This window comes from Sodalis sp. RH22, assembly GCF_047324165.1.
Classification (GTDB): domain Bacteria; phylum Pseudomonadota; class Gammaproteobacteria; order Enterobacterales; family Enterobacteriaceae; genus Acerihabitans.
On sequence record NZ_CP178731.1, the window covers coordinates 1782289 to 1806097 of the forward strand.

The 23809-nt window shown below is 61.1% G+C and carries 25 protein-coding genes; 13 read left to right on the plus strand and 12 right to left on the minus strand.

The features are described 5' to 3' along the window. Position 1: 1 nt before the first annotated feature. The 3 genes from ACL2XN_RS08100 to ACL2XN_RS08110 all read right to left on the minus strand — a co-directional run bounded on the left by ACL2XN_RS08100 (position 2) and on the right by ACL2XN_RS08110 (position 2570). A complete protein-coding gene (locus ACL2XN_RS08100; RefSeq protein WP_413730625.1) occupies positions 2-616 on the minus strand; it encodes a DUF1989 domain-containing protein in 615 nt (204 codons plus the stop codon). 3 nt (positions 617-619) lie between these two features. Further along, positions 620-1459 (minus strand): transporter substrate-binding domain-containing protein, encoded by an 840-nt coding sequence (locus ACL2XN_RS08105; protein WP_413730627.1) that lies wholly within the window; start codon positions 1457-1459, stop codon positions 620-622. Between the two features lie 259 nt (positions 1460-1718). Beyond that, complete coding sequence (locus ACL2XN_RS08110; RefSeq protein WP_413730628.1) at positions 1719-2570, minus strand: MurR/RpiR family transcriptional regulator; 852 nt, start codon at positions 2568-2570, stop codon at positions 1719-1721. A 138-nt stretch (positions 2571-2708) separates the two neighbouring features. Here ACL2XN_RS08110 and ACL2XN_RS08115 point away from each other — a divergent pair, with 138 nt between their 5' ends. Continuing rightward, the gene (locus tag ACL2XN_RS08115; RefSeq protein WP_413730629.1) at positions 2709-3641 is read left to right on the plus strand and encodes a LysR family transcriptional regulator; all 933 of its coding nucleotides are present in this window, start codon (positions 2709-2711) and stop codon (positions 3639-3641) included. Positions 3642-3701: 60 nt separating this feature from the next. On the opposite strand, the gene ACL2XN_RS08120 is transcribed toward ACL2XN_RS08115, so the two are convergent. Then, positions 3702-4865: a mandelate racemase/muconate lactonizing enzyme family protein gene (locus ACL2XN_RS08120; RefSeq protein ID WP_413722519.1), complete on the minus strand. Its 1164-nt coding sequence runs from the start codon at positions 4863-4865 to the stop codon at positions 3702-3704. A gap of 390 nt (positions 4866-5255) precedes the next feature. Between ACL2XN_RS08120 and ACL2XN_RS08125 the strand changes: the two genes are divergently transcribed. The 12 genes from ACL2XN_RS08125 to lldD all read left to right on the plus strand — a co-directional run bounded on the left by ACL2XN_RS08125 (position 5256) and on the right by lldD (position 18185). After that, on the plus strand, positions 5256-6011 hold the full coding sequence (locus tag ACL2XN_RS08125) for a GntR family transcriptional regulator (RefSeq protein ID WP_410015594.1): 756 nt from the start codon (positions 5256-5258) through the stop codon (positions 6009-6011). Beyond that, on the plus strand, positions 6008-6940 hold the full coding sequence (locus ACL2XN_RS08130; RefSeq protein ID WP_413730630.1) for a carbohydrate kinase family protein: 933 nt from the start codon (positions 6008-6010) through the stop codon (positions 6938-6940). The genes ACL2XN_RS08125 and ACL2XN_RS08130 overlap by 4 nt, the downstream gene beginning before the upstream one ends. 1 nt (position 6941) lies before the next feature. Beyond that, complete coding sequence (locus ACL2XN_RS08135) at positions 6942-7793, plus strand: BtpA/SgcQ family protein (RefSeq protein WP_413722516.1); 852 nt, start codon at positions 6942-6944, stop codon at positions 7791-7793. After that, positions 7790-8527, plus strand: a complete 738-nt coding sequence (locus tag ACL2XN_RS08140; RefSeq protein ID WP_413728609.1) for a hypothetical protein — start codon at positions 7790-7792, stop codon at positions 8525-8527. The genes ACL2XN_RS08135 and ACL2XN_RS08140 overlap by 4 nt, the downstream gene beginning before the upstream one ends. Before the next feature lie 9 nt (positions 8528-8536). After that, positions 8537-8860: a hypothetical protein gene (locus tag ACL2XN_RS08145; protein WP_413730632.1), complete on the plus strand. Its 324-nt coding sequence runs from the start codon at positions 8537-8539 to the stop codon at positions 8858-8860. Then, positions 8841-9611, plus strand: coding sequence for an ATP-binding cassette domain-containing protein (locus tag ACL2XN_RS08150; RefSeq protein ID WP_413730633.1), 771 nt, complete (start codon positions 8841-8843; stop codon positions 9609-9611). Before ACL2XN_RS08145 ends, ACL2XN_RS08150 begins: the two co-directional genes overlap by 20 nt. Beyond that, the gene (locus tag ACL2XN_RS08155) at positions 9608-10660 is read left to right on the plus strand and encodes an ABC transporter permease (protein ID WP_413728611.1); all 1053 of its coding nucleotides are present in this window, start codon (positions 9608-9610) and stop codon (positions 10658-10660) included. Before ACL2XN_RS08150 ends, ACL2XN_RS08155 begins: the two co-directional genes overlap by 4 nt. 180 nt (positions 10661-10840) lie before the next feature. Next, positions 10841-11794: an ABC transporter substrate-binding protein gene (locus ACL2XN_RS08160; RefSeq protein ID WP_410015601.1), complete on the plus strand. Its 954-nt coding sequence runs from the start codon at positions 10841-10843 to the stop codon at positions 11792-11794. A 583-nt stretch (positions 11795-12377) separates the two neighbouring features. Next, entirely contained in the window at positions 12378-14105 is a 1728-nt protein-coding gene (locus ACL2XN_RS08165) for a non-ribosomal peptide synthetase (protein ID WP_410015603.1), read from the plus strand. Positions 14106-14599: 494 nt separating this feature from the next. After that, the gene (lldP, locus tag ACL2XN_RS08170; protein ID WP_410015604.1) at positions 14600-16249 is read left to right on the plus strand and encodes an L-lactate permease; all 1650 of its coding nucleotides are present in this window, start codon (positions 14600-14602) and stop codon (positions 16247-16249) included. Continuing rightward, a complete protein-coding gene (gene lldR, locus ACL2XN_RS08175) occupies positions 16246-17043 on the plus strand; it encodes a transcriptional regulator LldR (RefSeq protein ID WP_410015605.1) in 798 nt (265 codons plus the stop codon). The genes lldP and lldR overlap by 4 nt, the downstream gene beginning before the upstream one ends. Continuing rightward, entirely contained in the window at positions 17040-18185 is a 1146-nt protein-coding gene (lldD, locus tag ACL2XN_RS08180; RefSeq protein ID WP_413730635.1) for an FMN-dependent L-lactate dehydrogenase LldD, read from the plus strand. The genes lldR and lldD overlap by 4 nt, the downstream gene beginning before the upstream one ends. Here lldD and ACL2XN_RS08185 read toward each other — a convergent pair. The 8 genes from ACL2XN_RS08185 to ACL2XN_RS08220 form a co-directional block, all read right to left on the minus strand. Further along, positions 18175-18975, minus strand: a complete 801-nt coding sequence (locus ACL2XN_RS08185) for a transporter substrate-binding domain-containing protein (protein ID WP_410015607.1) — start codon at positions 18973-18975, stop codon at positions 18175-18177. The genes lldD and ACL2XN_RS08185 overlap by 11 nt on opposite strands. Before the next feature lie 39 nt (positions 18976-19014). Further along, on the minus strand, positions 19015-19740 hold the full coding sequence (locus ACL2XN_RS08190) for an amino acid ABC transporter ATP-binding protein (RefSeq protein WP_410015608.1): 726 nt from the start codon (positions 19738-19740) through the stop codon (positions 19015-19017). An 18-nt stretch (positions 19741-19758) separates the two neighbouring features. Beyond that, positions 19759-20445: an amino acid ABC transporter permease gene (locus tag ACL2XN_RS08195; RefSeq protein WP_413722510.1), complete on the minus strand. Its 687-nt coding sequence runs from the start codon at positions 20443-20445 to the stop codon at positions 19759-19761. A 10-nt stretch (positions 20446-20455) separates the two neighbouring features. Continuing rightward, positions 20456-21133 (minus strand): amino acid ABC transporter permease, encoded by a 678-nt coding sequence (locus tag ACL2XN_RS08200; protein ID WP_410015610.1) that lies wholly within the window; start codon positions 21131-21133, stop codon positions 20456-20458. Between the two features lie 10 nt (positions 21134-21143). Next, positions 21144-22058, minus strand: a complete 915-nt coding sequence (locus ACL2XN_RS08205; RefSeq protein ID WP_413728614.1) for an NAD(P)-dependent oxidoreductase — start codon at positions 22056-22058, stop codon at positions 21144-21146. A 19-nt stretch (positions 22059-22077) separates the two neighbouring features. After that, positions 22078-22524: an RpiB/LacA/LacB family sugar-phosphate isomerase gene (locus ACL2XN_RS08210; RefSeq protein WP_413730636.1), complete on the minus strand. Its 447-nt coding sequence runs from the start codon at positions 22522-22524 to the stop codon at positions 22078-22080. A gap of 25 nt (positions 22525-22549) precedes the next feature. Further along, positions 22550-23299: a FadR/GntR family transcriptional regulator gene (locus ACL2XN_RS08215; RefSeq protein WP_413730637.1), complete on the minus strand. Its 750-nt coding sequence runs from the start codon at positions 23297-23299 to the stop codon at positions 22550-22552. Between the two features lie 189 nt (positions 23300-23488). Then, positions 23489-23788 (minus strand): ArsR/SmtB family transcription factor, encoded by a 300-nt coding sequence (locus ACL2XN_RS08220; protein WP_410015614.1) that lies wholly within the window; start codon positions 23786-23788, stop codon positions 23489-23491. Positions 23789-23809 lie beyond the last annotated feature (21 nt).

Genomic DNA, 23809 nt, shown 5'->3' on the forward strand with positions numbered 1-23809 from the left:
ATCAGGCCTCGCCGGCGTTGGGTTGATCGGAGATAAGGATATCGATGGGGGTCACCTGTAGCCCGTTGCCGGGAATAATGTCTTGCGGACAGGACGACACGGCGCAGACCAGATCGCACAATGCCAGGAAGGTAATGCGGTCCCCCGCCCGGCTATGCGGATCGGTCACCTCCATTCGGCCGTCGGCGGTGACCGGGCCATTCTGGAACAGATTGAACGGTTCCGGCAGGCTGTAGTAGGTAACGCCAAAGCCGCGCATGCCTTCCAGCAGGTTATCGACGCAGTTGCGATGCCCCTCGACGCCGAAGTCCACGCTGAACCGAGTACGGTCGCAGGCGGGCACGTTGGCGTCGTGAATGCCGATGCTGTCGTCGATAATACGCAACATGGCGCGGTTATCGCTTGACCAAAGCGCGTCGCCCGGCTTAAAGAACAGCGAGCGCAGGTGTTGGCGCGTATGCACCGGCGACAGCTTCTCGGCGGCATTCGCTGCGTTTACCGCCACAAAATCCGCCGCCTGCTGCCCCTCGCTGTCGATAATGGTGAGATATTGCCCTTTACGGACGGTGAATGCCCGGCCGTGCCCGGCGGGGACATGAACCTGTTGCTGACACATGCCTTACTCCTGCGGAATGAAATTATCGGCCGGCACCGTAAAGGTGGTGCCCAGGTATTGGGTTTGCAGCCGTGCCAGTTCGCCGGTTTTCTGCATCGCCAGGATACGGTCGCTGATAACCTTGTTCAGCGTGGCGTCCTCTTTGCGGGTGGCCCACGCCATCCACTGCGATGGGCCTATCTCGCCCACCTGCGCCACCTTGCCGGGATATTTTTTCGCGACAGGCGCCAGCACGGCGATATCGTCAATCACAAAGTCGGCGCGTTTGGTCATCAGGGTGCTGACGGTCTGGTCCAGCGTATCGACGCTGATGATGATGATAGGTTTAAGGCCTTTGCCTGCCAGTTGGTCATTAAAGGTTTTCAGCAGTTGTTCCGGCACGCTGGCGCTTTTCGCCGCGCCGCGCAGCCCCGCCAGGTCTTCCACTTTCAATGGCTTAGCGCTGAAATGGCCCGCGTCGGCTTGGCGTACCAGGATACCGTTGACGGTTTTACTGAAGGGCACGGTAAACAGCACCTTCTTCGCCCGCTCGGCGGTGACGTTAAGGGAGGAACCTTCGGCGTTGAAGGCGCCGGAGATCAGCCCGGGAATAATGCCGCTGAAGGCGGTTTTCTGAAACTCCAGTTTCACCCCCAGTTCTTTGGCTACCGACTGCATAATGGCGGCGCTGTAGCCGACCACCTCGCCTTGGTCGTTGGTGTATTCGTAGGGGGGAAAGGTGGGATCGATACCGACGGTCATTTTGCCGCTGGATTTGATATCGGCCAGCGTATCCGCCTGGGCCGTGGCGCAGTAAGCTCCTAAGGCCAGCAGCGCGGCGGCGAAAAAGGCGATTTTATTCATAAGGGTCATATCCTGGTGTGGTGGCGGTGTCTAACAATTAGGCAGCTTTCATGCCACTTTTTACCGCCATCGTTATCCGCGCCGGGAGAGAAACCCTTTTTTCTGTATAAAATCAGAGTGAAACTATTGTTTCTTTATCATTATATTTTATTTCTTTTGTTTCTTAAGGGTTGTTACAGCCGCGCCGGACCGGCGGTTGCCGCGCAGCCGGCGCACCATCCCCGGGCAAAATCTTGCGCTAATGCACCATGACGATCGGTTATTCCAGCTCATCAAGCCACTGGTGCACGGATTCGATCAGCGCCAGCTGATCGTTGCGGGCTTTGCCCCGCTCGCGCGCCACCAGCGAACACAGCAGGTTGCATACCCCCGAGAGCGACGCGGTGCTGTCAAAGATCAGGCTGCCCTCGGTGTGGCAGCGAATAATCCAGGTCGCCTGTTTCGAGGGTTTGCCGGAAAGGACGTCGGAGAGGTACAGCATCGGCACCCGCAGCTCCGCCATGGCGTTCATCGCCGCCTCCAGGGCGGGCATCCGGCGGCGCAGGCCGACGCAGATCGCCACGTCCAGCGGCCCCAGCACGGCAAGGTGCTCCGCCAGCGAATCGCCGGCGCGCGGCAGCAGCCTCACGTCGTGGTGAACATGGATCAGATCGCGATAGAGCATGGCGGCAATGGTCTGGCTGAATCGCCAGCCCATCACCACCACCCGGCGGGCGCCTGCGACCGCTTGCGTGATGTCGCACAGTTGCTGCGCGTCCAGCGAGCGGTAGGTATTGACCAGGTTGGCCACCTCGCGCTCCAGATGGTTTTGGATCACCGCATCCAGCGGCGAGCCGGATTGAAATTGCTGCAGGTAAAGGGGCGAGCCGCTGTTTTGCATATCGCGCGCCTGCCGCCGGGCCGCGTCGTAATTGTCATAGCCCAGATGGCGGAAAAAACGCGTGGTGGTGGCTTTTGAGACGCCGGCGCTCCGCGCCAGCTCGGTGGCGGTATTCATCGCCAGTTGGCCCGGCGCGGCCAGAATCACGTCAGCCAGCCGCTGCTCATGGCTGGAAAGCTGCTCCCAGCATTGACGGATGCGGTTCTCAAGGGAGGCGGTTTTCACACTCATCAGATTTGTTGCCCTGGATAAATAAATCTCATCCTGCACAGAGTGCGCCGACTTGTCATCAGGAAAGTGCGCGCCGGCTGTGCGATAATGGCGGCAGCGCATGCTGACAAGAGGCGTCGGACGCCATGGAGCCGAGGTATGATGAATCATCCCCACATTGAGCTGGCGTGGCTTGAAGACTGCGCGGCCCTGGCCGAGAGCCTGAATTTTTCACGGGCCGCGGAGCTGAGGCATGTGACGCAGCCGGCGTTCAGCCGGCGCATTCAGGCGCTGGAGGAGTGGGCCGGCACGCCGTTGTTTGAACGCAGCCGGGGCGGCGTCAGGCTAACGGCCGCCGGTGAGGTGTTCCACCCGCAGGCGGTGGCCCTTCTGCGCGCGATTCAGGATCTGCGGGCGAAAACGCTGGAAGCGGCGGGCAAAGGCGCGCAGATGATCATTTTTTGCGCAACCCATTCGCTGTCCTCTTTGTTTTTCCCCCACTGGCTGCGTGAAAGCGGCATCACCCCTCTGGATGGCCAGGTAAAGCTGGTGTCGGACACCTTGCTGGCCTGCGAACGCCTGTTCCTGCGCGGCGATGCGCAATTCTTGCTGTGCCATTCCCATCCGGATGCCGGCCGCGGGCTGGAGAACGCGCACTTTACCAGCGTCCAGGTCGGCGAGGATATCCTGCTGCCGCTTTGCGCGCCCGACGCCACCGGCAAACGGCCGAAATGGTCCCTGGACGACATGGCCCGGCCGATACCGTACCTGTCCTACAGCACTGATTCAGGGCTGGGCCGGATAATCGCCACCCAACGGCACATGACCGCGCAGCTGGCAAAAATGGACAGGGTTTTTACCTCCGATCTCGCCGCCACCCTGCTCGCCATGGCCCGGGCCGGAGACGGCGTGGCCTGGCTGCCCAGGACGCTGGCGCAGGCGGATCTGCTCAGCGGCGCGTTGGTCGCGGCGGCGGTACGGGACCGGCGCCTCGAGGTACCGGTGCAGATTAGGGTGTTCCGCCCGGCATCGTCGATGACCCGGGCGGCGGAGCGGTTATGGCAGGCCATCGCCGGCCAGGGCCCGCGCTGACGCGGGATGCGCGGACAGCCATGCCGGCGCGGTATCATGCGTTACCGGGCGCGCGGGCGATTATTCGGCCAGCGCGCGCATCACGCTTATCAGCTCGGATTTCCCCTCGAATCCGATGCCCGGCAGCTCGGGCATCGTGATATAGCCGTTGTCAACGGTCACCGCATCCGGAAAACCGCCGTAGGGCTGGAACAAATCCGGATAGCTTTCGTTTCCGCCAAGCCCCAGCCCCGCCGCGATATTCAGCGACATCTGGTGACCGCCGTGCGGGATACAGCGCGACGCCGACCAGCCGAACTCCTTCAGCACCGCCAGGGTGCGCAGATACTCCACCAGGCCATACGACAAGGCGCAGTCGAACTGGAGATAATCCCGGTCCGGGCGCATGGCGCCGTAGCGCAGCAGGTTACGCGCATCCTGGTGGGAAAACAGATTTTCACCCGTCGCCATGGCGCCCGGGTAAAAGCCGGCCAGGGCGGCCTGCAGGGCATAGTCCAGCGGATCGCCGGCCTCCTCGAACCAGAACAGCGGATACTCGCGCAGCATTTTGGCGTAAGCGATGCCGGTTTCCAGATCAAAGCGCCCGTTGGCGTCCACCGCCAAACGGGCGTCGTCGCCGATCTCATGCAGTACGGCGGCGATACGGCGGCGATCCTCGTCGATTGGCGCGCCGCCGATTTTCATCTTCACCACCGTATAACCGCGGTCCAGATAGCCGCGCATCTCCCGGCGCAGCGCGACAAGATCCTTGCCGGGATAATAATAACCGCCGGCGGCGTAGACAAATACGCGGGGATTGGCGTCTACGCCGTGGGTGTCCGCCAGCAGCCGGAACAGCGGCTGGCCGGCGATTTTCGCCGTGGCGTCCCAGAGCGCCATATCCAGCGTGCCCACGGCCACGGAACGCTCGCCGTGGCCGCCCGGCTTTTCATTGGCCATCATCAGGTCCCAAATCCGGTGGGGATCGAGATTATCGCGGTTAGGATTAAGCACGGCGTCGGCATCCGCCCGCAGGATACGGTCGCGGAAACGTTCACGGATAAGGCCGCCCTGGCCATAGCGCCCATTGGAATTAAAGCCGTAGCCCACCACGCGCCGGCCGTCCTTAATCACATCGGTGACCACCGCCACCAGGCTGGTGGTCATCTTGCTGAAATCGATATAGGCATTACGGATAGGCGAGGCAATGGGTTTGGTGATTTCAACCACGTCGAGAATTTTCATTATTATCTACCCCGGGGATACTGGTTCGGATGTCGCGGCGATTGTAGCCCCGGGGTGCGCCGGCGGCTAATGCCGGTTGCTATTGTCGCTATGCGCGCAAAGCATGGCGGATGGGCGCGTGTTGACCGCGCGCATTGCCCGATTTAACACGGAGATCACAATCATACTAATTTCCTATGACGGCATTGCCGCCGTAAAATCCGCGCCGACGACGGTCAAATGTCTGGTATTAATTCACTGTTTCCTGACGATAAAAAAGCAAATGCACCTACCCTTCAGTTGCGTCAACCCTATTGATTTTAATGATTTTTCTGTGAATTAGCCGGTTGACAGGGATTGTCATGTCATTCAATTATCATGACAACCTATCGGCAACCAGAAAGAATAAACATGCATTGGGATCAGCATGGGCTTGTTTCCGGCCCGCAGCCATTATGGTGGCAAATCGCAGACAGATTACGCCGTGAAATCGAATTCGGCGGATTTAAGCCCGGCGAGGCCCTGCCTTCGGAAACCCTGCTTAACCAGGTGTTCGGGGTCAGCCGCACCACCGCGCGCACCGCGCTGGATAAACTTGAGCAGGAGGGCTTAATCAGCCGCCGCGCAGGTAAAGGCTCCATCGTGCTGCCGCCGCAGGTGGTCCAGCCGCTGAGCCAGATGTCGAGTTTCGCGGAAGATATGCAGCGGCGCGGTTTCAGCGCCGGCTACCAGACCCTCGGCGCCCGCATGGCGGTTCCTCCCGCCGATATTGCCGCCGCCCTGCGCCTGCAGCCCAACGAAAAAGCCTTTATGTCCACCCGGCTGTTAAAAGCCGATGACATGCCGATGGCGTATTCCCACAGCTGGCTGTCGCCCGCCCTTTTTGTCCATCACCCGACGCCCGGGGCCGGCGACCTTGACCGCCAGTCGCTGTATGTCTGGCTGGAACAGCGGTGCGGCTGCCGCATCGTCGGCGGCCAGGAAACCATCAGCGCCGCCCTGCTCAACGGCGAACTGTCCCGCGCCCTCCAGGTGGCCAGGGGATCCGCCTGCCTGGTCGCCCGGCGCCTGAGCTACGACGCGGACCAGCGCCCGGTGGAATATGTGACGGTGCATTACCGCGCCGATCGCTACAGCTTTACCATCGATTTGGTGCGTAAATCATGATGGCCGGCAAAGGATTGTTTGTCGGCGATATCAGCCTGGATACCACCTTCGGCATGGATCATATCCCGCAGCCCGACGAAAAAGTCCTGGCGCGCATCAACAGCGAGTCCGCCGGCGGGGTGGTGAGCAACGCCGCCCTGGCCTGCCGCCTGGCGGGCGCGGACGTCACGCTCGCCGTTGAAACCGGCGACGACCTGGTGGCGGATCCCCTGCTGCGGGGCCTGCAACAATCCGGCCTGCGGATTATCAGCCGCAAAAGGCCCGGACGGACCTGCCGCGCCGTAATCCTCCTTGAGCCGCACGGCGAAAAACGGCTGCTGCTGGAGCCGGGCGTCTCGCTGTATCCCAGCCTGGCATGGGTGCAGGCCCTCGATTTACGCGGTATCGACTGGGTGCATACCGCCGTGTACGGCGAGGGGGCGTGGCCCCTGATTGAACAGTGCCGCCGGGCCGGCTGCAAGTGGTCGATTGACCTGGAGCCCGCCACCTTCGCCGGCGGTCTGGAACCCCTCTATCCCCTGCTGTCCGGCGCCGAGGTGGTGTTTTGCAACCAGCGCGCGCTGCGCCAGCTGGGCGATAACGCCGTGGCGCGGCTGCTGGCGCTGGGCGTAACGGCCGTGGTGTGCACCCTTGGCCCGCAGGGCGCGCGCTACGTCTCCGCGGTTCATGACGTGAGCGCCCGCGTACCCTTCGACCCGGTCATCGTGGACACCACCGGCGCGGGCGATTGCCTGGCCGGATGGTTTATCGCCGGGCGCCTGGCGGGCGAATCCCTACACCAGTCGCTTACGCGGGCGGTCTTTGCCGCCACCTACAGCTGCGGGGGCATGGGCGCGCAGCCCTCCTACCCCAGCCACGCACAGCTTATGCATTATCAACGCGCCGGCATGCCCGATGGCGATGCCCGCGCCCCGACAGACGAGAGATAAGATGGCCGGACCACAGGTACTTCCCCAAAAACCCGACATGCTTGCCGCGCTGTTCCCGGTAAAAAAACCGGTAATAGGCGTCATACATTTGCAGGCCCTCCCCGGCGCGCCGCGTTATAACGGGCAGGCAATGAAAGACATTTTCGCCGCCGCCGTCGCCGACGCCAAAACCCTGGCGCAGGGCGGCATCGACGGCATTATTATTGAAAACGCCAGCGATCTGCCCTTTTGCCGGCCGGAAAATATCGGCCCGGAGACGGTGGCCGCGCTGACCGCCGCCTGCATGGAAGTGCGCGCCGCGGTGGCGACGCCCATCGGCATCACCTGCGTGGCCAACGGCGCCATTCCCGCGCTGGCCATCGCCAAGGCGGTCGGCGCGCGCTGGGTACGGGTCAATCAATGGGTCAACGCCTATGTGGCCAATGAGGGCTTTATCAACGGTCCCGCGCCGGAAGCGATGCGCTACCGGTCGATGATCGACGCCCGCGATGTCGCCATTTTCGCCGACGTGCACGTCAAGTTTGGCGCCCATGCCATTACCGCCGACCGCGGCATCGCCGAGCAGGCCACCGACGCGGAATGGTTCGACGCCGATGTGCTGATCGCCACCGGCACCCGCACCGGATCGCCCACCGAACCGACCGAGGTGAACGACGTGCGCAACGGCACCAATTTACCGGTAATCGTCGGTTCCGGCCTGTCGCCGGCCCAGGTGCCCGCGCTGTTCAGCGCGGCCGACGGCGCCATTATCGGCCAATGGCTAAAGCACGACGGCGCCTGGTGGAAACCGGTGGATGCCCGCCGCGTGGCGCAGTTAATGCAGGCGGTGATGCTGGTGCGGGAGGGCAAATGACGCTGCTGACCGGTGAAACCGACGTATTCTCTTCCCAGCCGTCGACCTCGGCGCGCTGCGTGGTGGCATTTTTGGCCAAACGCCAGACGGACGCGGGCGACGCGGTGTATCAGCGGCAACATTATCAGGCGCTGATGACGCTGCTGGATCAGCTGCGCGGCGAAGGCTGGCTGTTGTCTTTCCGCGCCATGTTTACGCCGGCCGACCAGACCCTCCCGGCGACGGCGCTCGACAGCGGCGCCCTGCACGAATGGGATATGGCCGGCGCCTTTGAGGCGCCATCGCTTGACGCCGCGCTGGCGGGAACCGTACGTCTTGAACAGGCGGGCTGGTCGCGGCTGTTCGCCACGCAGTGGCTGTTAGGTCCGCGTGAATTCGCCACCGTGAACGGCGGCGGTGCGGATATCCGGCGCCCCTGGGGGTTTATGGCGCTGTGGGAATGGAACGACGCCTGGTGCGAGGCGACGCCCGCCGAACGCACGGAATATGACGCTGAATGCGACGTCGCGTTTAAAGGCGATCTGGCGCTGAATATCAATATCGCCGGCCGTCATCGCCTGGACTGGGCGCATAGCTGGCATCACCTCGGCATCTGGGAAACCGACAGCCTGGACAGCGTCTCCCGGGCCATTACCGGCCATCAGGACGCCGCGGATTTTAAATTCACCACCTCACGCCACGTCACCGGCAAGGTTCGCCCGCTGGCCGACCTGCTGTTGCCCGCCGGCGCTTAAGGAGCCCCTATGTCAGAGAGTATTTGGATCCATTATGCCCGCCCGCGCCCGCGCTGGTATTTACTGACCGATGCCGAACAACAGGAAAAGCGGGCCCGGTGGCAAGCGCTTGCCGATCGGGCGGCGACCGACGGCGCGCGGTTTATGGGCCGCTACCATATTCGCGGCCAGCATGATTTCGAGACCGTCGAAGTGTGGAGTTTTCCCGACGCGGAAGCCGCCTTCCAGTATTGGTCCGGCCTGACGGGCGCGGCCTACAACCAGTGGTTCGCGTTTGCCAATAACATTGGTCTTGCGGTGGAGAAACACGAAAATGACCATCCCGGTACTTGAAGCCGTGGCCATCAGCCGACACTTCGGCGGCGTCAGGGCGCTGGAGCACGTGGATTTCCGCGTCTATCCCGGTGAAATCTGCGCCCTGATCGGCGATAACGGCGCGGGGAAATCAACGCTGACGAAAATTCTCTCCGGCGCCGATCGGCCCGATGAGGGCGTGATTAAAATCGACGGCCGCGAGGTGGCGTTCGCCTCGCCGGGGGCGGCCCAGGACAGCGGCATCTCCACGGTCTATCAGGATCTGGCCCTGGCCCCGGAGCTGACGCCGGTGGAAAACCTGTTTTTAGGCCGCGAGGAACTGCGCGGCGGCCCGCTGGGCAGGCTGGGCATGCTCAACCGCGCCGTCATGCGCCGCAAAGCGGTGGAACAGTTCGCCCGCCTGGGCGTCAATCTGCGCTCGCTGTCGGTGCCGGTTTCCTCGCTGTCCGGCGGCCAGCGCCAGTCGGTGGCCATTGCCCGCGCCGCCATGTGGGCCGGACGGGTGATTTTTATGGACGAACCGACCGCCGCGCTCGGCGTCGTCCAGACCGAGCGGGTACTGCAACTGGTGCGCCAGGTGCGCGACGCCGGCCTGGCGGTGGTTTTGATCAGCCACAATATGCCGCAGGTCCTGGAAATCGCCGACCGGGTCGAGGTGCTGCGCCTGGGCAAAAGCGTGGCGCAGATGCCGACCAAGGGCCTGCGGGTGGAAGATCTGGTGTCGGCCATGACCAGCGGCACCTACGGCAGCGCGGAGGCGGCGCCATGAACAAAACCTTAGTAAATAAACCGGCGCCTGGCGCTGAACACCCCGCCGGAGCGCGTGATACGCTGGCGCGGCTGATCGGCGGCGGCTGGATATTTATTCTGCTGATAGCGCTTATCGCGCTGTTCGGCCTGCTGCGCCCCGAACAGTTCGGCTCGGCCTACAACCTGGCGCAAATCGCCATTAACGCCGCCATTTTGCTGGTGCTGTCGGTGGGGCAAACCTACGTCATCATCGCCGCCGGCATTGATTTATCCGTGGGCGCGGTTCTGGTGTTTTCCTCGGTGGTTTCCGCCCAGGCGATGCTGTCTCTCTCAGGCCAGGCGGGCAATACCTTCGGCACCACTGACGCCGGCTGGGGCGTGATTGCCGCCGGCAGCCTGGTGGCGGTGGCGGCCGGGCTGCTGTGGGGCGCGCTCAACGGTTTCCTGGTGGCCGTGGCCAGAATCCCGGCGCTGATTGTCACCCTCGGCACCTTCGGCATGGCGCTTGGGCTGGCGCAGGTATTTTCCGGCGGCATCGATGTGCGCGCCATGCCGGAAAAGCTGGTGGATGTGGTCGGCGGCGGCGCCGTCGCCGGTATTCCGGTGCTGGTGTTGATCGCGGTGGCGGTGCTGGCCGTCGCCGCTTTTGTACTGCACCTCACCCGCTTCGGCCTGCATGTCTTTGCCGTCGGCTCCAACCTGGAAGCGCTGCGGCGCGCGGGCATCAATGTTAAAGCGCGCCTGGTCGCCATTTACATGATTTCCGGCGCGCTGGCGGGCGTGGCCGCCATCATGTCCAACGCGCGTTTTTCCACCACCACCATCGGCGGCCACGCCATGGATAACCTGGCGACCATCTCCGCCGTGGTGCTGGGCGGAACCAGCCTGTTCGGCGGCATCGGCAGCGTCGCCGGAACCATTATCGGGGTGTTTATCCCCATTATCCTGCTAAACGGTTTTGTCATCCTCGGCATCCCGCCGTTTTGGCAAACCGTGGCGATGGGCATGGTACTGATCCTGGCGGTCTGGATTGATCAGCTCAAACGCCGGGCCCGGGATCGACGTTAACCGCAGGTCACGCTACAGGCACGTTTGCCTGACCTGCGTCGCGAATAGGAAGGGCCGGGGTTTCGCACGCCATGGCCATGCGCCGTGCGCGCATGGCCACCACGCGGTTCGCCATTCCGCCCGCAGGCACGGTTTTATTATCAGTCAACTCAGGTTTCAATCACTTCCTAAGGGGAAATCATGATGCGTAACACCATGGCATTCGCTGTTTTATCGACCTTAACCCTGGCGCTGGCGCCTCCCGCCCTGGCCGCCGGACAAGATCATACCGTCGCGCTGGTCCTGGGGGTGAAGGGGAGTCCCTTTTATCAGGCATTACAGTGCGGCGCGCAGGAAAAAGCACGGCAGATGGGCGTTACCCTGCAGGTTTCCGCCCCCGATCAGTTTGCCGCCGACAGCCAGATCCCGGTGGTGAACGCCGTTACGGCGACCGCGCCGGCGGTGGCCGCGATTGTGCCGACCGATGCGCAGGCCCTGGTGGCGCCGATGAAACAGCTGGCGGCGCGCGGGGCAAAAGTGCTGACCGTCGACCAGACGCTCAATGACAATGGTTTCCTGGCGACGGAAATCATCTCCGACAACGAGCGCGGCGGTAAAATGGCCGCCGAGGCGATGAATACGCTGCTCGGCGGCAAAGGCGAAGTGCTGGTTATTACCCAGCCGCCGGGCTCAAGCGCCCAGGACGCGCGTGAAAAAGGTTTTGCCGAACAGATCAAAACCTATCCCGGCATCACCTACCTCGGCCCGCAGTATCAAAGCGACGACCCGCAGAAGGCGGCGGAAATCATCACCTCCACCCTCTCCGCCCATCCTCGGCTGGCGGGCGTATTTTCCACCAACGATCAGGGCGCCATCGGGGCCGTAACCGGCCTGCGCCAGGCGGGCGCGGCGAAAAAAGTCAAGGTGGTGGCCTATGACGCCGCCACCGCCGAAGTGAGCGCGCTGAAAAACGGCACCATCAACGTGTTGATTGCGCAGAACCCCAAACAGGAAGGCGAAGCGGTCATTACCACCGCGCTGGCGCTGCTGGCCGGCAAGCCGGTGCCGAAACAGACGCTGACCGATCTGGTGACCATTACTGAAAACGATCGTCAAAAAGCCGATAAATACGAATATAAAGCCGACTGCCAATAAGCGCCGGCGCTGGTGGCGCCGCTTAACGGCGCCCTGGCCGCGACGAATAATCATCGATCCGCGCATCCGGCGCCCCGTGGCGGGAAGCCCGCCGGTTGCCCATCAGCCTGCCTTGCCCACTACCAGCCCGGCAGTGGATAAAAACCAATACTAATTAATTAATATGTTTTTTTAAAAAGCACAAATATTGCCATATGCTGGTTTATTCCGCCATTTAACTTATTTTTTTAGCGTTAAATTTTCAGGAATACGTTTTTTTAGCAGCTTGTATTTATTATGGCCGATCCGCCACTGCCGGGTTGTGAAAATAGCATTTTACATTTAAGTTTTCAGTGAATAACTGATTAACGCCTGCCGCAGCCAGGGTGTCATAGCCCTTATCCGGCAGGCGGGCATTTAAGGAGGCAGCGATATTTTTTATTAAGCATAATTATTAATTTGCACATTATAATTGCTGATTATAGCGCTGATTAGCGTTGTAACCGGCGTTATCGGTGTGACAACGTTAATCACGTTGATATTAACTGCGTTATTATGAAATGGAGATTCGAGAATGGTGAGTAATTCCCCTTGCGCTGGAAACATGCATTTTATTCATGCCTTCGAGGCCGCGGCGAAGCGCACTCCGCAGGCTATTGCCCTGGTGGTGAATGACCAATCCATCAGCTACGCCCGGTTGCAGCACATGGCCGGCCATTATGCGCAACAGCTGGCGCATAAAATGGACGCCAAAACGGACGGCATTCTCCTGTGCCTGCCCCGAGGTGTGGAACTGATGGCATCCTTGCTGGCCTGCCATTACCTCGGGGTACCCTACATCCCGCTGGATATTTGCACCGCGCCAGGCCGCGTGATGAAAATTTTGGCGGCCTCGTCCTGCCTGTTGACCTACGACAGCCGCGCGGGTCATATCGGCGGCGCGGACGGGGCTGATGTGGCGACCTTTAGCGCCGTTGCGCAGATAAAACCCGTTCCCGCGGAAAATCCGGCGCCGGCGGCTTATCGTATTTATACCTCCGGCTCCACGGGCGAGCCGAAAGGGGTCAGCGTGGCGCATAGGGGGTGCAGTAACCTGATCAACAGTTTCAGCCGGTTGCTCGAGGCCGGCGGCGAGACCCGCTGGCTGTCGGCAACCTCGGTGTCGTTTGATATGTTCTACCTGGAGTATGCCGTGCCGCTGGCCAACGGCGGGACATTGTTTCTGCTCGACGATGCGCAAACGCATTCAGTCCAGGAGATTGCGTGGCAGTTAATGCGCTGTCAGCCCGATATTTTCCAGTCGACGCCGTCCATGCTCAAATGTCTTTTACCCTATCTGCAGGATGATTGGCGATTCAACCGGCTCCTGGTGGGAGGAGAACCCTTGGGACGGCAGTTATCCGCCCGGCTGTCGGCGCGCGCGCGCTGGTTATGCAACCTCTACGGGCCGACGGAAACCACCGTCTGGTCAACGGCGCATGTCATCACCCGCGCCGGCGATAACCGCATCGGTCGTCCAATCGACCATACGCAGATAAAAATTCTGGATGACGCGCGGCGCGAGATGAAGGCGGGGGAACCGGGTAATATTTTCATCGGCGGAGCCGGGGTGGCGTTGGAATACCTTAACAACCCTGCCCTGACCGCCGAAAAATTCATTGCTCTTCCCGGCGAGCAGACAGAGGGGCGTTTTTATGATACCGGCGATATCGGTTTAATCGATGCGGAAGGCGTGCTGAATTACCTGTACCGGGATGGCGATTTTTATAAGGTCAGCGGGTACCGTATCGACTGCGCCGAAGTGGTGGACGCCCTGGAGAAATGCGCCGGCGTCGCGGCGGCGGCTGTCGTTGTCCTGGAAGGCGATGGGGATGATGAATCGGTGATCGTCGGCTGGCTGAAAATGGACAAACCAGGGCAAGGGATTGATACGGGAGCCATCCGCCTGGAACTTGAAAATGAGCTGGGTCATTATATGATTCCGCGCTATTTTTATCCTATTGACGATTTGCCTTATTCCATCAGCGGCAAGCTGGATAAAAAAGCCTTGATCACCATGACCAAAACCAAGATCAAAGAAATGGAGCACATTGTGATGGGGCAAAAAAACGCGCCGGGAAAAGACGCCTTAAATCATCCATTAATAGATATATTGGGTCATTATATAAATATTGACGGTATGTCGCTGAATGATAATTTTTTCCATCGCGGCCTGTCCTCCATCCAATTGGTCTCCTTCCATCTTGAGCTGAAACAATTATATCCCGATATTAATTTGCACGACCTGTGCGCGCGCCCAACGATTAATTTACTACTGGCGCCTTATCATTAACTTCTAGCGCGCACCGCCTTATATTCTACGTGGAAAAGCGCGGATATAGGGCGATATTACGCGCAGCTTCGCAACAGGTCGGCCGGCATCATGCGCGCAGCCTCTCCCGCACGCCGCGCGGCAACCGGCCCGCGTCAAGACGGTCTCCCGCCTATCCTCGCCCAAATGTACCGCTGCGAAATACTACGCCACGCCTTTTGGTCCGACCAATAACAAAAAAATTGTGACTATTGCAGGCAAATCAATAAAAAAGCCCATGAAGCGTTGCTATTTGTTATCGATTCATTAATTTTATGTATCAAGAGAATTGCTTAAATGTTTTGGTAGGACCAATTTTGTGTAACAGCCAGCCCGTTGGCGACCATTTCATTCACATTTTTTTCATGACCAAGGCCAAGTTTGCTGTCTGCGCCAACCCTATTCGCCGGGCAGGACGCGCCCGGGCGGCCCGGCGCATACCCACCGACGGACATCGAGTCACAGGAGAGCATGACATGCCAATCTGGCCACAAAATTACGACCCGCTCGGCAATATCTGGCTATCGAGCCTGGTCGCCGTGATTCCCATCGCGTTTTTCTTTTTTGCGCTGATTAAATTACGCCTGAAAGGCTACCTGGCGGGCACTATTACCACCATCCTGGCCCTGCTGGTGGCGCTGCTGTTGTTCCGCATGCCGCTCGATCGGGCGCTGGCCTCGGTGGTTTACGGCTTTTTCTACGGCTTATGGCCGATTGCATGGATTATCATCGCCGCCGTTTTTGTCTATAAGATTTCCGTCAAGACCGGCCAGTTCGATATCATCCGCTCCTCTATTTTGTCGGTTACCCCCGATCAGCGCCTGCAAATGATGATTGTCGGTTTTTGTTTCGGCGCGTTCCTGGAGGGGGCCGCCGGATTTGGCGCGCCGGTGGCCATTACCGCCGCGCTGCTGGTGGGGCTGGGTTTTAAGCCGCTGTACGCCGCCGGCTTATGCCTGATCGCCAATACCGCGCCGGTGGCCTTCGGCGCCATGGGCGTGCCGATTATCGTCGCCGGGCAAGTGGCCAATATCGACCCCTTTACTATCGGGCAAATGGTCGGCAGACAGTTGCCGTTCCTGACCATTATCGTGCTGTTTTGGATCATGGCGATCATGGACGGCTGGCGCGGGATCCGGGAAACCTGGCCCGCGGTCCTGGTGGCGGGGATCTCCTTCGCCCTGGCCCAGTATCTGAGCTCGAATTTCATCGGGCCCGAGCTGCCGGATATTATCGCCTCGCTGGTATCGCTGGTATGCCTGACCCTGTTCCTGCGCGTCTGGCATCCGGCGCACATCTTCCGGTTCAGCGACGGCGGCCAGCCGGCCCAGCCGGCGCCGGCCGTGACCTATACGGCCGGGCAAATCGTCCGCGCCTGGATGCCGTTTATTTTCCTGACCGCCACGGTAACCCTCTGGAGCGTGCCGCCGTTTAAAGCGCTGTTTGCCGCCGGCGGCCCGCTGCAAAGCTGGGTGGTAAGCATTTCCGTGCCCTTCCTGGATAAGCTGGTGGCAAAAACGCCGCCGGTGGTGGCGACGTTCCTGCCGTACCCGGCGGTGTATAAGTTCGACTGGCTCTCGGCCACCGGCACCGCCATTATGGTGGCGGCCTTTATCTCGATCGCCTATCTGCGCATGAAGCCGCGCGCGGCGCTGGCGACATTTAAAGAGACCCTGCGGGATCTGGCGCTGCCTATCTACTCCATCGGCATGGTGCTGGCCTTTGCCTTTATTTCCAATTATTCCGGCCTGTCCGCGACGCTGGCCCTGGCCCTGGCGCATACCGGCCGGGCGTTTACCTTTTTCTCGCCGTTCCTCGGCTGGCTGGGCGTATTCCTTACCGGGTCCGACACCGCCTCGAACGCCTTGTTCGCCGCGCTACAGGCCACCACCGCGCAGCAGATCGGCGTATCCGACGTGCTGCTGGTGGCGGCCAATACCACCGGCGGCGTCACCGGCAAAATGATTTCGCCGCAGTCCATCGCCATCGCCTGCGCGGCGGCGGGGCTGGTGGGCCATGAGCCGGATTTATTTCGCTTTACGGTGAAGCACAGCCTGATTTTTTGCAGTATCGTCGGGGCTATCACTACCCTGCAGGCGTATATTTTGCCTTGGATGATCCCATGACCTTACCTGATGATATCCGCGTGGCCGACCATATCGCCCTGCGTCTCAAGCAGTTGATAGCGGAGCGCGGGCTGGCCGCGGGCATGCGCCTGCCGGCCGAGCGCCAGCTGGCATCCCAGCTTGGCGTATCGCGCTCATCGGTACGCGAGGCCATCCAGCAACTCAGCAGCCAGGGGTGGGTGGTCAGCCGTCGCGGCGGCGGCACCTACGTTCAGGATGATTTTCATCAATGGTCCGGGCAGCGCATCGTCCTGCCGCTGAAAATGCTGATGGCCGAGGATCCTGATTATCGTTATGACGTACTGGAAGCGCGGCTGGCTATCGAGGCCAGCACCGCATGGCACGCGGCGCGGCGCGCCACCGATACCGACAGGGAACGGCTGCGGGTGTGTTTTGACGCCACGCTGCGGGTCAGCGAGAGCGACGATCCCGATCTGGCCGCGCAGGCCGACGTGCGTTTTCACCTGGCCATTGCCGAGGCCTCGCACAACCTGGTGCTTTTGCAAACCATGCGCGGTTTGTTCGAGCTGCTGCAATCCTCGGTAATGCAAAGCCGGCGGCGCATGTATACGGTGCCGGTGATTTTCGCCAAATTAACCGAACAACACCATGAATTGCTGCAGGCCATACTGGCCGGCGACCCCGAACGCGCGCGCAGCGCGGCGATAACACATCTGGAGTGCGTCCATACCACGCTGAAAGCCCTGCACGAAGACGAAGCCCGGCAGGCGCGCGTTACCCGCCTGGCTTATCAGGATACCGACACCGACATGATGCGAGAACAGGATACATGATCATTTCAGCTGCAACCGATTATCGCGCGGCGGCCCAACGTAAGCTGCCGCCCTTTTTGTTTCACTACCTGGACGGCGGCGCCTACGTCGAATACACCTTAAGGCGCAATGTCGAGGACCTGGCGCAGGTGGCGCTCAGGCAACGGGTGCTCAGGAATATGTCGCAGCTGAGCCTGGAGACGACGCTGTTCGGCCAGCGGCTCGCCATGCCGGTCGCCCTCGCCCCGGTCGGACTTTGCGGCATGTATGCCCGGCGCGGCGAGGTCCAGGCCGCCAGGGCCGCCGCAAGCAAGGGCATCCCCTTTACGCTGTCCACCGTCTCGGTCGGCACCATCGAGGAGGTCTCTTCCGCCATAAAACAGCCGATGTGGTTCCAGCTCTATGTGCTCAAGGACCGCGGCTTTATGCGCAACGCGCTGGAGCGCGCCAAGGCCGCGGGTTGCTCGACGCTGGTGTTCACGGTGGACATGCCGGTTCCCGGCGCCCGCTACCGCGATGCCCACTCGGGCATGAGCGGGCCGAACGCGGCGCTGCGCCGCTATCTGCAGGCGATAACCCATCCCGCCTGGGCCTGGGATGTCGGGGTGCGCGGACGTCCCCACGTGCTCGGCAATATCTCCGCGTATGTGGGCAAACCCACCGGCCTGGAAGACTATATCGGCTGGCTGGCGAAAAACTTCGATCCGTCCATCTCCTGGAGCGACCTGGAATGGATCCGGGAATTCTGGCAGGGCCCCATGATCATCAAAGGCATACTTGACCCGGAGGATGCCCGGGACGCGGTACGCTTCGGCGCGGACGGCATCGTGGTGTCCAACCACGGCGGACGCCAGCTCGACGGCGTGCTCTCCTCCACCCGCGCGTTGCCCGCCATCGCCGACGCGGTCAAAGGCGATATCGCTATCCTCGCCGACAGCGGCATTCGCAACGGCCTCGACGTGGTGCGCATGATTGCGCTGGGCGCCGACACCGTGCTGCTGGGGCGCGCGTATATCTATGCCCTGGCAACGGCAGGGGAACAGGGGGTGGCCAACCTGCTCACGCTTATCGACAAGGAAATGCGCGTGGCCATGACCCTCACCGGCGCCCGCGCCATCGCCGAGATCACGCGCGAGTCGCTGGTCCGGCATTCTATCGATTAATGATTTCCGGCGGGATCGGCTCGCCATGGTATTTTTGATAAATAGCGTTCAGTTTGCCGTTTTTCAGATTGGCGGCAATCCACTCGTCCAGTTTGGCTTTCAGCTCCGGCTGCCCTTTCGGCACCCCGATCGCCAAATCGAACACCTGCAGGGTCATTTTCGGCTCAAACGCCAGCTTCGGGTTCTGTTTTTTTATCTGGTTAACCAAGGTGGCCGACGTCGCCACCGCAAAAGCCTGCCCGCTCACCGCGGCAGTCACAAGCGTCGCGTCGTCGTCATAACGCTGCACGGTAAAACCCCGTTTTGCCGCTTCCGTACTCAGCTGCGTATCCTGGGTGGTTCCGCGCGTCACGGTAATCGCTTTACCTTTCAGGTCGTCCCAGCCGCCGATTTTCGTCGCCGCGGGCGCGCCGATAACCGACCGCAATCCGGCATAAGCGCGTGTAAAATCGATTACCTGCGCCCGCTGCGGCGTTACCGACAGGGTTGATATGACGATATCCGCCTTACCCGTTTGCAGATTGGGGATCCGCGTCGGACCGGTGGTCTCGATAAACTGCAGTTTCAACCCCCAATCCTGCGCCAGCAACTGCGCGGTTTCCACATCCGACCCTATCGGCTTCAGGCTGGCGTCCAGCATCCCGGAAGGGGGAATGGACAAATCGGTCGCCACCCGCAGCGTGCCCCGTTCCTTGATCTCCTGCCAGGCGTTGGTCGCCGCCGCGGCGGGATTAAACGCCAGCCACAAAAACAGGGTGCCCAACAAAGCCAATCGTTTCATATATCGCATAGTTTTCTCCAGGGTTACCTGACGGGCCAACGCCGCCGACTACAGCTCGTTGGCGATAAAATCCTGCAGCGCCGGGGTGGCGGGCTGTTTTAAAATGGCGGCGCCGCCGCTTTCATGCACGGCGCCCTGGTGCATAAACACCACTTTGTCGGCGATGCGCCGGGCAAAATTCATTTCGTGCGTCACCATGATCATGGTCATCCCGCTGCCCGCCAACCGTTCGATAACACGCAGCACTTCGCCGGTCAGCTTGGGATCGAGCGCGGAGGTCACCTCGTCGAACAGCATCACCTTCGGCTTCATGGCCAGCGAACGGGCGATGGCCGCGCGCTGCTGCTGTCCGCCGGAAAGCTGCTCCGGATAGCTATCCGCCTTATCAGCCAGACCCACCTGCTCCAGCACCGAATGCGCCAGGCGCCGCGCGTCGGCTTTCGATTGTTTTTTAACCGACATCGGCCCCAGCGTGATATTTTGCTCAATAGTGAGATGGGGAAACAGGTTATAACTCTGGAACACAATGCCGACATCCTGACGCAGCTTACGCAGGTCAAGATGGGGATCCTCGACGCGATGGCCGCACACCTCGATGCTGCCGCCGTTAATCTTCTCCAGCCGATCGATACAGCGCAGCGCGGTGCTTTTCCCCGACCCGCTGGCGCCAATCAACGCCACCACCTGCCCCCGATCCACGGAAAAAGACACATCGTTAAGCACCGGCACCGCGCCAAAGCTTTTTTGCACCTTATCAAGCACGATAATCGACATAATGATTTCCTTTAACGCTTAGGCCATTCTGGTCAGCGCCGCGTTTTGCCGCGCCGTTTTTTTAACCATGGCGCGGCGTTCAAGCCTGCGGCTTAATACCGACACCGGAAAACACAGGCAAAAATAGAGCAAAGAGACAATCAGATAGGTAATAAACGGCTCGAAGATCGAGTTATTGATAAGCTGCCCGGCCCGCGCCAGCTCGACAAAACCCACCACCGACGCCAGGGAGGTATTTTTGATGATCTGCACCGAAAATCCCACGGTGGGCGGCGTCGCCAGCCGCACGGCCTGCGGCAGTATCACCTTGAACAGGCGCTGGGCGCGGGACAGCGCCAGGCATTCCGCCGCTTCCCACTGCGCGCGCGGCACCGCCTGCAGGCAGCCGCGCCAGATTTCCCCCAGGTAAGCGCTGGCGTACAGGGTCAGCGACACCCCGGCGGCAAACAACGGGGAAATACTGAACCCCAGCGACGGCAGGCCGAAATAAATCATAAACATAATGATAAGCAGCGGCGTGCCCTGGATAAGCTGGACATAGGCGCTCACCAGAAAACGCACGCCGCGCAGCGGCGCGATACGCCCCAGGGCCACCAGGAAACCGACCAGGCCGCCGCCGCCGAAGGCCATCAGCGACAGGATCAGGGTCCAGAAGGCGCCCTGCAGCAGGAACTGGATATGCGCGGGATTAAGGGAAGAATTCATGTCTCGCTCCTCAAAGCGGGGTGCCAAGGCGGCGGCGGCGGGGAAAAGCCGCCAGCCCCACCAGCCAGAACGCAAATCGCATCAGGAACGACAGGGCCAGGTAAATACCGGCGACGACAAAAAAGGTTTCAAACGGCCGGTAGGTCTCCGACTGGATAAAATTGGCCGTGGCGGTCAGTTCCTCCGTCGAAATCTGCGACGTCACCGACGAGGCGAGCATCAACAGAATAAACTGGCTGGTCAGCGACGGATAAACCCGTTCTATCGCCGGACGCAGCGCCACATGCCAATATTGCTGCCAGGTGGATAACCCCAGCGTTTCCGCCGCTTCCCATTGCCCCGGATGGATGGACTCAAAGCCGGCGCGCATGATCTCCGCCGTATAGGCACCGACGTTTATCGTCAGCGCGATCACCGAGACGGTGAACGCCGTAAACGAAAAACCCAGGCTGGACAACCCGAAATACACCAGGAAGATCTGCACCAGAAACGGCGTATTGCGAATGGCTTCGATATACACCCCCGCGATACGGGAACACCAGGCACACTCGGAACGGCGCGCCACCGCGCATAAGGTGCCTATCAGAAAACCGAAAACGGTGGTGATGACCGCCAGCTCGGCGGTGAGCAGCGCGCCGTCCCTCAGCATCTGCCATTGCGTGAATATCGCCGTGAAATCAAGCTTCATAACCCGCTACCTATTTTGTCGCCGCCGCCGTTTCCCGCCCGGTGATCCGGTCGTAAACCCTGAACAGCGCCTGGTTGCCGTTAGATCCCTCGCCGTGGGCCTGCGCGTCCTGGTATTGCGTCGCCACCAGCGCGGTGGCCGGCAGCGGCACCGGACGCTCTCGCGCCGCGTCCAGCACCAGACGCAAATCCTTCATCATCAAATCGATGCGAAAGCCGGCGGAGGTATCGCCCCCGATCATGGCCGAGCCCAGTTTGTCGAGCATCCAGGACGCCGCCGACCCCCCCAGCAGCACCTCGCGCATCTGGCCAAGATCGATGCCATAGGCGCGCCCCAGCGCCAGCGCCTCGCAAATGGCCTGGATATTGATGGCGCATATCAGCTGGTTGCACAGTTTCACCGTTTGACCGGCGCCGGATTGCCCGACATGGTTAATGGTGGTGCCCATTGCCCGCAGAAAGGGTACGGCGCGGGCGAATCCCGCGGCGTCGCCGCCGACCATAATGCTCAGGGCGGCGTTTTTCGCCCCCGCCGGCCCGCCGGATACCGGCGCGTCCAGCATGATCACGCCCTGCGCCGCCAGCGCCCGGCTCATGGCGCGCGTCGCCTCCGGCGCGATAGTACTCATATCCACGTAGAGGCCGCCGCGCGGAGGGCACGCCAACAGTCCCCCGTCGCCGCGCACCACGGCTTCCACCTGCGGCGTGTCGGGCAGCATGGAGATCACGATATCGGCGTCGGCGGTGGCGTGCGCCATATCCCGCGCCGGCTGTACCCCATACGCCGCCAGCGCCGCAACGGCCGCCGGCAGCACATCATAGGCGCGCACGCTAAAGCCGGCCTGGGCGAGGTTACGCGCCATCTCGCGTCCCATGACGCCCAGGCCGAGGAAACCGACATTACCTTTTGGTGTTAACTCATTCATGTGATTGCGTCCCCCAGGATCAGTCCTGCTGTTCAAGACGGTTGAGTTTGTCGACCCGGCGGACAAAGTCCTTATCGCGGACAAACCGGGCCTGCAAAAACGCGTCGACCAAATCGCGCGCCAGCCACGATCCGACGATTTGCGCGCCCATGCACATCACATTGACATCATCGTGCTCCACCCCCTGGTGCGCTGAATGGATGTCGTGGCACACGGCGGCGCGGATGCCGTTGATTTTGTTGGCGGCGATCACCGCGCCCACGCCGGTGCCGCACACCAGGAGGCCACGGCGCCCGGCGTCCTGGCGCACCTTAGCGCACAAGGCATGGGCGATATCGGGAAAGTCGACCGGGTCGGGCGTGTGGCTGCCGATGTCGTCCACCTCATGGCCGGCGGCACGCAGCCAGTCGGCCAGTTCCAGCTTCAGCCGGAAGCCGGCGTGATCGCTGCCAATAACGATATTCATTCGGGTTTCCTTCTGCGGTCGTGGTTTAGTCGGTAAAAGGCGCCGCGCCTGCCATGCGGATGGTGGCGCGGCGGCGAAAGTCCGCGCCGATCTCGAAATGGCGGGCCAGCAGTTCGTCGGCGCGCGCTTCGTCGCGCCCGACGATGGCGGCAAAAATAAGCCGGTGGTGATCGATCAGGAACTCCTCGATGCCGTCCACCTGGATAATCTGTTCACGCCGGTCCAGGTGCGAACGCATCATCAGCGCGCTGATGGACTGGTAAATACTGATAAGCGTCGCCGAGCCGGACGCCAGCACGATAGCTTCATGAAAGTGGAAATCCGCCAGGCCGCCGACTTCCGGGGTATGGATAGTGTCGACGATGGCGCGCAGGCATTCGGCCAGCCGATCGTAATCCCCTTGCGTGGCCCGGCGGCATGCCAGGCGCACCGCCTGCCGTTCAATGGCAATACGCGCCTGCATCACGTCGTCAATCACATCCGCCTGATGGGCCAGTACAAAGGTGAAAAATTCACCCAGAATCGACACGCTGGGTTTTTTCACCACCGTGCCGATACCATGGCGGATCTCCACCGCGCCAATCATCGCCAGGGCGCGCAAGGCCTCGCGCAGCACCGGCCGGCTTACGCCGAGCCGGGCGGAAAGCTCACGCTCCGGCAGCAGGCAGTCCCCCGCCTTGAGCTCCCCCGACAGCAGTTGCTCGCGCAGAAATCCGACGACCCGATCGTAGCCGTTGCCGGTGTCCTGTTTCCCGTTCCCGCGTTTAATCGTCATCTGTCATTCATCAGCCTTAACCAGTGGTAATACCAATGGTAGATATGTTAACGAAAGATTAATGTGATGTTATTCACAGTTGCATTTTGGTCAATAAGATGGCGATCACAGATTTGCCGCGAAAACGGAAAAGGGGAGATTCAGGCCGTGGTGGGGCGTATTAGGCGATATTGGCGAAGCGGGGGGCGGTTAATGCTGCGCCAGGATCGTCGTCAGCAGGCCGGGGAAGCGGTCCTGCATATCATCGCTGCGCAGCGTATTGATGTGCGTGGTGCCGACATTATGGGTATAGACCAGCCCGGCATCGCGCAGCACGCGGAAATGATGGGAAACGCTGGATTTGGGGCGGCCGCCGTCCAGTTCGCCGCAGCTGGCCTCGCCCAACTGAGCCAGGCGGCGCACGATGTCCAGGCGCAACGGGTCGCTCAAGGCGTAAAGCACGCGTTCGAGAGCGAATTCATTTATCGACGGATGTTTAAAGGGGCGCATGGGGCGACTATAGCAAACGGC

Coding starts and splice junctions, on each gene's coding strand:
- lldD (WP_413730635.1), top strand. CDS start 17,040: ATGATCATTTCAGCTGCAACCGATTATCGCGCGGCGGCCCAACGTAAG.
- ACL2XN_RS08185 (WP_410015607.1), bottom strand. CDS start 18,975: ATGCGATATATGAAACGATTGGCTTTGTTGGGCACCCTGTTTTTGTGG.
- ACL2XN_RS08145 (WP_413730632.1), top strand. CDS start 8,537: ATGTCAGAGAGTATTTGGATCCATTATGCCCGCCCGCGCCCGCGCTGG.
- ACL2XN_RS08210 (WP_413730636.1), bottom strand. CDS start 22,524: ATGAATATCGTTATTGGCAGCGATCACGCCGGCTTCCGGCTGAAGCTG.
- ACL2XN_RS08220 (WP_410015614.1), bottom strand. CDS start 23,788: ATGCGCCCCTTTAAACATCCGTCGATAAATGAATTCGCTCTCGAACGC.
- ACL2XN_RS08120 (WP_413722519.1), bottom strand. CDS start 4,865: ATGAAAATTCTCGACGTGGTTGAAATCACCAAACCCATTGCCTCGCCT.
- ACL2XN_RS08165 (WP_410015603.1), top strand. CDS start 12,378: ATGCATTTTATTCATGCCTTCGAGGCCGCGGCGAAGCGCACTCCGCAG.
- lldR (WP_410015605.1), top strand. CDS start 16,246: ATGACCTTACCTGATGATATCCGCGTGGCCGACCATATCGCCCTGCGT.
- ACL2XN_RS08125 (WP_410015594.1), top strand. CDS start 5,256: ATGCATTGGGATCAGCATGGGCTTGTTTCCGGCCCGCAGCCATTATGG.
- ACL2XN_RS08105 (WP_413730627.1), bottom strand. CDS start 1,459: ATGAATAAAATCGCCTTTTTCGCCGCCGCGCTGCTGGCCTTAGGAGCT.
- ACL2XN_RS08215 (WP_413730637.1), bottom strand. CDS start 23,299: ATGACGATTAAACGCGGGAACGGGAAACAGGACACCGGCAACGGCTAC.
- ACL2XN_RS08205 (WP_413728614.1), bottom strand. CDS start 22,058: ATGAATGAGTTAACACCAAAAGGTAATGTCGGTTTCCTCGGCCTGGGC.
- ACL2XN_RS08130 (WP_413730630.1), top strand. CDS start 6,008: ATGATGGCCGGCAAAGGATTGTTTGTCGGCGATATCAGCCTGGATACC.
- ACL2XN_RS08115 (WP_413730629.1), top strand. CDS start 2,709: ATGATGAATCATCCCCACATTGAGCTGGCGTGGCTTGAAGACTGCGCG.
- ACL2XN_RS08135 (WP_413722516.1), top strand. CDS start 6,942: ATGGCCGGACCACAGGTACTTCCCCAAAAACCCGACATGCTTGCCGCG.
- ACL2XN_RS08190 (WP_410015608.1), bottom strand. CDS start 19,740: ATGTCGATTATCGTGCTTGATAAGGTGCAAAAAAGCTTTGGCGCGGTG.
- lldP (WP_410015604.1), top strand. CDS start 14,600: ATGCCAATCTGGCCACAAAATTACGACCCGCTCGGCAATATCTGGCTA.
- ACL2XN_RS08110 (WP_413730628.1), bottom strand. CDS start 2,570: ATGAGTGTGAAAACCGCCTCCCTTGAGAACCGCATCCGTCAATGCTGG.
- ACL2XN_RS08155 (WP_413728611.1), top strand. CDS start 9,608: ATGAACAAAACCTTAGTAAATAAACCGGCGCCTGGCGCTGAACACCCC.
- ACL2XN_RS08150 (WP_413730633.1), top strand. CDS start 8,841: ATGACCATCCCGGTACTTGAAGCCGTGGCCATCAGCCGACACTTCGGC.
- ACL2XN_RS08140 (WP_413728609.1), top strand. CDS start 7,790: ATGACGCTGCTGACCGGTGAAACCGACGTATTCTCTTCCCAGCCGTCG.
- ACL2XN_RS08200 (WP_410015610.1), bottom strand. CDS start 21,133: ATGAAGCTTGATTTCACGGCGATATTCACGCAATGGCAGATGCTGAGG.
- ACL2XN_RS08160 (WP_410015601.1), top strand. CDS start 10,841: ATGATGCGTAACACCATGGCATTCGCTGTTTTATCGACCTTAACCCTG.
- ACL2XN_RS08100 (WP_413730625.1), bottom strand. CDS start 616: ATGTGTCAGCAACAGGTTCATGTCCCCGCCGGGCACGGCCGGGCATTC.
- ACL2XN_RS08195 (WP_413722510.1), bottom strand. CDS start 20,445: ATGAATTCTTCCCTTAATCCCGCGCATATCCAGTTCCTGCTGCAGGGC.